This window comes from Clostridium sp. UBA2485 (assembly GCF_002341865.1).
GTDB lineage: Bacteria > Bacillota > Clostridia > Clostridiales > Clostridiaceae > Clostridium_J.
In genome coordinates this window covers 22,237-29,202 of record NZ_DDOV01000046.1, presented here as the reverse complement: position 1 = coordinate 29,202, position 6,966 = coordinate 22,237, and the positions used below count along the sequence as shown (strand labels likewise).

At 30.0% G+C, this 6,966-nt stretch carries 8 protein-coding genes; all 8 read left to right on the top strand.

The window, feature by feature from the left end; translation table 11 throughout:
- Positions 1–402: 402 nt before the first annotated feature.
- The 8 genes from B3603_RS08760 (at position 403) to B3603_RS08725 (ending at position 6,593) form a co-directional block, all read left to right on the top strand.
- The gene (locus B3603_RS08760; RefSeq protein WP_291563477.1) at positions 403–903 is read left to right on the top strand and encodes a GNAT family N-acetyltransferase; all 501 of its coding nucleotides are present in this window, start codon (positions 403–405) and stop codon (positions 901–903) included.
- Between the two features lie 155 nt (positions 904–1,058).
- Positions 1,059–1,994, top strand: a complete 936-nt coding sequence (locus B3603_RS08755; RefSeq protein WP_291563474.1) for a GNAT family N-acetyltransferase — start codon at positions 1,059–1,061, stop codon at positions 1,992–1,994.
- Between the two features lie 35 nt (positions 1,995–2,029).
- Complete coding sequence (locus tag B3603_RS08750; protein ID WP_291563471.1) at positions 2,030–2,515, top strand: GNAT family N-acetyltransferase; 486 nt, start codon at positions 2,030–2,032, stop codon at positions 2,513–2,515.
- 396 nt (positions 2,516–2,911) lie between these two features.
- Entirely contained in the window at positions 2,912–3,040 is a 129-nt protein-coding gene (locus tag B3603_RS08745; protein ID WP_291563468.1) for a hypothetical protein, read from the top strand.
- 240 nt (positions 3,041–3,280) lie between these two features.
- Positions 3,281–3,859, top strand: a complete 579-nt coding sequence (locus B3603_RS08740; protein WP_414632375.1) for a cupin domain-containing protein — start codon at positions 3,281–3,283, stop codon at positions 3,857–3,859.
- Positions 3,860–4,226: 367 nt separating this feature from the next.
- Positions 4,227–4,946, top strand: coding sequence for a TrmH family RNA methyltransferase (locus B3603_RS08735; RefSeq protein ID WP_291563466.1), 720 nt, complete (start codon positions 4,227–4,229; stop codon positions 4,944–4,946).
- 122 nt (positions 4,947–5,068) lie between these two features.
- On the top strand, positions 5,069–5,641 hold the full coding sequence (locus tag B3603_RS08730; RefSeq protein WP_291563463.1) for a GNAT family N-acetyltransferase: 573 nt from the start codon (positions 5,069–5,071) through the stop codon (positions 5,639–5,641).
- 22 nt (positions 5,642–5,663) lie between these two features.
- Positions 5,664–6,593, top strand: a complete 930-nt coding sequence (locus tag B3603_RS08725) for a GNAT family N-acetyltransferase (RefSeq protein WP_291563460.1) — start codon at positions 5,664–5,666, stop codon at positions 6,591–6,593.
- Positions 6,594–6,966 lie beyond the last annotated feature (373 nt).

Sequence of the window (6,966 nt, the reverse complement as noted above, 5' to 3'; positions counted from 1 at the left end):
AGATATGTTTTGGATTAACAAAAGAAGACTATTTAAAAAATATAGCAAAGAAATAGATTTGAAAAACTTAATATAACATAGTTGATTATTTTAACAATTATGTTGATATAAATAATTTTCGCATTAAAGGGTGGGGGCGTAAAATATGTATACAAAAACTGAAATACTTAGTATAGCCAAAAAACAATTGGCACTGGATTATAATTGTCAACCTTTAGACTTTGAAAAAAAGGGAAATACAATTACTGAAAATAAACTCCTAAATGGCAGGCGTATCTATGGAGATGATAGATTCTTCCTTAAAATAATTAGCATAGGAGGAAGGGCAATAATCTATGCTGATGAAAAAATAACACCANNCCATGGCTTAAAGATAATATTCTAAAGCAAAATGCCAGCTGGTTGTTTGATTATGATAGGCTTAGGGCCATAGATAATAAATTAAGAGAATTTGGTCATGAAATTGATGAGATGTCTCACTTTTATCTACCTGATACCGTTACTTGTGATGTAAGGCCAATTACTGCAGTAAAATGGTTTGAAAAACAAGAGATATTACAATTTCGAGGAGACAGCAGGTTTGAGCAAGCTTTTGTTTTTAATGACAATTACTCAGATGTTCTTGGAGTTGCTGCTTTTGATGGTGATACTATAATGGGTATGGCAGGAATTAGTGAAGATAGTAAAACTTTATATCAAATTGGTATTGATGTATTGCCTGAATATAGAGGAAAAGGTATTGGTACAAATCTAGTTGCATTATTAAAACAGGAAATGCTAAAGCGTAGAAAGATACCTTTTTATGGGACTTCAGTATCTCACATAATTTCTAAGAATATTGCTATAAATGCTGGCTTTTTTCCTGCATGGGCTGAAGTATATTCGAGAAAATTAGACGATTAAGTTAGAAAGAATTATATATTATTGTAATACATACAAAAGAGAAGTTTATAATAAAACAAATAAACAATTGTAGAAAATTGTTCTGAGAATAAGAGGATGAGCAGAGATGATAAAATTTATAACAAATGAGCTTTGATGTAGAAGGGGGGAGAATTATGAGTATTTCTTTTAGATATTATACAGATGAAGACTTTCTAAAATTAGAAAAACTTGTATTAAATAGTTATGCATGGAGTAATCCACCATGGGGAGTAAGTCGTCATGAGTTTAGTCGTGGAGTTCATAGTGCATGGGCAAATGTAAAAGATAATTGGAGACATATAGTAGGTATATGGGAAGAAGAGGGGAATATTATTTCAGCAGTTATATGCGAAGGTGTATGGCATGGAGATGCCTTCTTCCTATTTGATTCTTTAGAGCGACAAAGAGATAGAGAACTACTAGAGAGAATGTTTTATCATGCAGAAACACATCTCTCTTGCTTTAAAAAAGACTATGAAAATAATGCAAGAGACTTACATGTAGTCATTCCGCCAGAATATGGCTTGGTAAAAAAGATGGCAAAAGAGAGAGGATATGAGTTATCTCAAAAAGTGGAGAGATCTTTAATACTTCCGTTTTCAGAAAAGAAGTTTGATGTCATACTTCCAAATGGATATAGGATAGTTGATGGAACTCAAACACCAGATTTTTTTCTGTCTAATACGCATATGTTTTCTTTTAACTATACACTTCCTATAGCGGAAACAGGAGAAAGAGGATTTCACGATTTAAGAAAAATGCCAGGGTATAAACCAGAACTTGATTTGTGCGTATTGGATAATGAAGGAAAACCAGTGGGATTTGCTATCATTTGGTACAATGAAAAAATGCCTTATTGTGAATTAGAGCCACTTGGAGTTGTATGGTGGTGTAGAAGAAAGGGAATAGGAAGGGCATTGATATATGAGGCAGCTAATCGAGTTATGAAGATGTCACCACAGTGTAGGGGAATGCTTGGAGGAGATCAGCAATTTTATTGGGATTTAGCTTTTAAAGTTGAGAGAATTAATGAAATTTGGAATTGGAGAAAAAATTTTAATAGTATGTAATTTTTATATTTGAAGAACTAAAAAGGAGAAAGAAAATGGAGGATTTTAATATAAGATTTAGAGAAATGAGTGATGATGAATTTGATAAATTCGCTGAGGGGGATATTCTAGCTTATTCAAAAGATTTAATAAAATCTGGTCTATCCAGCGAAGAAAATGCGCTTGAAAATGCAAAAAAAAGTTTTAATGAATTGCTTCCACAAGGAAAGTACACAAAGGATAATTATATTTATGTGGTTGTAAATAGCGATAACGAGGGCGTAGGGTTTATCTGGTATCAAAAGTATAAGGAAGATATAGCGTTTATTTGTGATTTCTTAATACTTGAAAAGTTCCGTAAACAAGGTTATGGAAAACAGACCTTACTTTTGCTTGAAAAAGAAGCAAAAGAAAAAGGACTTAATAAAATATTACTCAACGTTTTTAAATATAACAAACCTGCTTTTTCATTATATAAAAGTTTAGAATACAAAATAAGAGATCAAAAAAATGAGAATATATCTATGTTGAAGAACATTTAAAATTTCAACGGTGCTACAATGTTTTATTGTAATATAATTGAGAATTATAGGTGGACAACTCCACCTATAATTTTTTATAGTCTGTATTTGTGGCGCGGTAACTATTGGTGATGCATTCTGACAAGGCGTACATTCTAAAAGGTGGAAATCCTGTCAAGGTAAGATTCAACAAACAGTCTTGTATTGAGTCTTGGAGATGTCATGGTAACATAACATTTTAAGCGTAGAAAGAAAGTTAGTGAGGTGGAGCTTGCTGAGTTTTAGCCCAGCAGTGAACGGTTTAGAGCTCCGAAAAGTTGCTCAATGATGCAGCAGACACATTATTAATGATAAATAAGCTAATATTTTTATGTACAATACTGGCTAAATTTCTTACGGTATTATTGGGTGATAGATATGATTATAAAGATGAAAATTAATACTAAAATAGAAATAAAATCAGTAAAATATTTAGGTAAATTCGAAATGTTAGTGAAGGTTAATAACTTGAATGAAGCAAAGTTCAGTGAACTAGCAAGAAAATAACGATTAAAAAATATTATGAAGGTAATTTAGAAAAAAAGAAAGCAGAAATATTCAAAAATAGATGACTATATAATATTATCATTTCTTTGCTATCATCATAATTAAAAATGGATACTTAAAAATTCTGGTTTTATAAAATTTATAAAATTTTCGACTTAGGTGTTAGATTTTGAGTCATATCATTTCTGTGGAGCGAAGCACAATATATATATAGAGAACATATGATGATGTTATAGTCATATGAAAGGAAAGGGAAAAATGCATAATTATTACAGGAACTATTCGCACCCTTATTACGGGGATACCACAGACTTTTCTAATCAGTTTGATAATCAGTATACTTATTTTACTGATGGGGCGGAGTATGATTCATGGGCTTACTCTTTGCGATTTGCAAGGAGTGATTATTTAAATGAGTTAAAGGATTATGGACCAGAGCCTTTTGTAGTTAATATTACTGAGGCTACTAAGCAAAACAATACTTTTCGTACCGCTTTATGGACAGGAAATCATTTGCAACTTACATTGATGAGCATTGATGTTGGAGATAATATAGGTTTAGAAGTTCATCCACATGTTGATCAATTCCTACGTATTGAAGAAGGACAAGGAATTGTTAAAATGGGTGATAGTAAAGATGATTTGAACTTCCTAAGAAAAGTCTATGATGATTTTGCAATCATTATACCAGCTGGTAAATGGCACAATATAATAAACACTGGTAATAAACCGCTTAAATTGTATTCTATCTATGCACCACCTAATCACCCTCATGGTACAATTCATAAAACTAAAGCAGAGGCAGAAGCTGCTGAATGAGGTCACATTCATTTATCAAAAGAGGCTGTGAAAAATCTGTAAAGATAGCTTTTTACAACAAAATTAAATTATAATATAACTTATTTTTATGGTAAGAAGAAATAATTTAATAAGTGAAAGAAAAAAATACCCCTATAGATGGGGAAGGCAAATCATAGGATATTAAAAAAATCTATATATTAATTTTTGTGGGTCAAGCATATTAAATTATGCTGTGTATTAGGGAAGATCTTATTATCTTGATAATAAGGTCTTCTTTTTGCTCAACTTTAATATAGAATTGTTTTGGATATATAAGAATTATAGGATAGATATTATAATTTTTCTAAGAAAGAAATTCGAAAGTAATGAAAAGGAATTTAAAGAGATGATTCTTAAAAAATATAAAAAGCAGTTTGAATACTCTTATACCTTTGGAGCCTTTGCAACCATTGAATTAATTAATACAAGACCAGATAAGGTTATAGCTATTGTTGTAAAGTCTAGTTATATAGAAAAGGATAATGGAATAAATTTATATGAGTTATGTAGAAGTAAAAACATAGATATAAAGGTTAATGATGATATATTTTCTAGAATTACAGATAAAGAAAACTATTATGTTATAGGAATTTTTAAAAAATATAGTTTAGATTTAGATAGGAATAAGTCTCATATAGTTTTAGTTAATCCAAGTAATATGGGGAATATGGGAACTATTATTAGAACTATGGTCGGATTTGGAATGGATAATTTAGCAATTATAAGCCCTGGAGTAGATGTATTTGATCCCAAGGTTATAAGAGCATCAATGGGAGCACTTTTCAAAATCAGTTTTAGTTACTATAGTGACTTTAATACTTATATTGAAGATTTTATTCACCATAATATTTATACTTTCATGATAGATGGAGAAAATTCCATTAAAAATATAGCAGCTCATGAAGATAAATTATATTCTTTAGTCTTTGGAAATGAAGCTACTGGTCTTGATGATAAGTTTTTAAACATTGGCACAAGTATTTCAATAGCACATTCAAAGGAAATTGATTCTTTAAATTTATCCGTAGCAGTAGGTATTGCATCTTATGAGTTTTCCAAGAATTAAAGTGAATATTAAATTTTAATTTAAATTAAACAATAATTTTACTACAATAATAAGCTTTAAAGATTATGCTAATGCTGCTTGGTAGGAAAAGTGTAAAGTGTAAAAATTATAGGGGGAAAACAATGGGATATTTAAAGAAGTTAATAGGTGAGAAATGTTATTTAGCACAAATGCTTTACGAAGATTACGAAAAATTTGCAGAGTGGTTTACGGATATGAAAACAACCATTGGACTAGGAGACGCAGCAGGCAATTATTCCATAGAAAGTACTAAAGAATTTTTTAGGGAAAATTATAGTAGCAAGGCTAATCATTTATCAATAGTTGATTTAAAAGAAGATAAGTTAATTGGGTTCTGCTGGCTTAAAGATATAAACTATATAGATAGAGCAACAGAATTAGCAATTTTAATAGGGGATAGTAATTTTAGGGGACAGGGGTATGGAGTGGAAGCAATGCAACTTATTATAGATTATTGTTTTAACATACTAAATCTACATAATGTGATGGTGGTTGTCTATTCTCATAATGAAAAAGCAATAGGAATGTATAAAAAAGTTGGTTTTAAGGAATTTGGAAGAAGACGGGAATCTCATTTTATAGGTGGAAAAGCTTATGATGAGGTGTATATGGATATTTTGCCTAGAGATTATAAAGAGAAATCAGTAACTGATATATATTTTCTAAAAAGCTAAATAGCCACAGGGGGGATCATAAATGACATTAGAGAATTATTCAAAGGAAATAGATATATATAATTTGGGAGATGGCTATGAACTTCAAAGGGCAGAACAGGAATCATTTTCTAAATATTATGCAACATACTATGGATTACAAAAGGCAAATGGATGGTTTAAAAAGAATTATGATATAATGCGTTCAATCATAGATGAGGAAGATGAGTGTTTTTGGATACTTAAGGGTGGTAGAAAGATTGGAGGAGCACTTATTAAGCCTAATTTTATAGAGGGAGTATTTCTAATTCCACCTTATTCAGATGAATATGAAGTACTGAAGAAACTTAAAGAAATATTAGTTTATTGGTCAGATTTTGATAAACCTATTGAAGCATCTACAGTTGATTCATCTCAAGTTGAACTATATGAAAAGCTAGGTTTTATAAAAGTAGAAAGTGGCCGTTGGATGATAAGGCCAACTGAGGTTTTTAATATTAACTGGGAAGATGATTATTATGTTAGATCGCCGAAAAGAGAAGATGAATTAAAAATGGGAAAGCTACTCCATGAGGCCTTCCAAAACAATGAAGGATTGAATTTCAATTACAGTGTAGATGAGTATACTAAATGGGTTAAGGAGTATTTTGATAGTAATTTAGATGTAGAACTTTTAAATAGAGCATCTACTCTAGTATATGATAAAGCTACTAAAGAATTAGTAGGAGTTTGTTATATATCTATGTGGCAAGAATGGCCATTGGTATCTCAAATAGCTGTAAAGCCTAGCTATGCTGGAAAGGGCATTGGAACTAAAATGCTAAAAAGTGCACTTACAGTTTTAAATGAAGAATATCCAGTAATTAGATTATATGTACATGTAGGAAATAAAGCAGAAGAGCTATATCATAATCTAGGTTTCTTAAAGGGGTTCCAGTTAACTGATATGAAACTTGTAGTAGTAATGAAGTAGTTTACTACATTTATAGATTTTTAATTGATTAATATGATATATAATAATTATATTTTGTATTCATTCAATTTGTAACTAAGCTGATTTATATACTATAAAAAATAGAATAAATTTTGAACTATTTATGAATTTAGATTTATATATCAATTATAAATTGATATATAAATCTAAGTTTTTGTTTTTTTGAGTATTAAATTCCAATACAATACTCAAAATGGGTAAACTTCTCCTAGAAATTAAAAATTACCTTCCTATATTATATTGGATAATGTAATGCAGATTCTAAATTGATAGAATTTTTATAGCCACTTTGTGTCAGGTAAGTATTTCTATTCTTCATCATCAATTAGAGTTAAGGCATACTTCAAAAGTA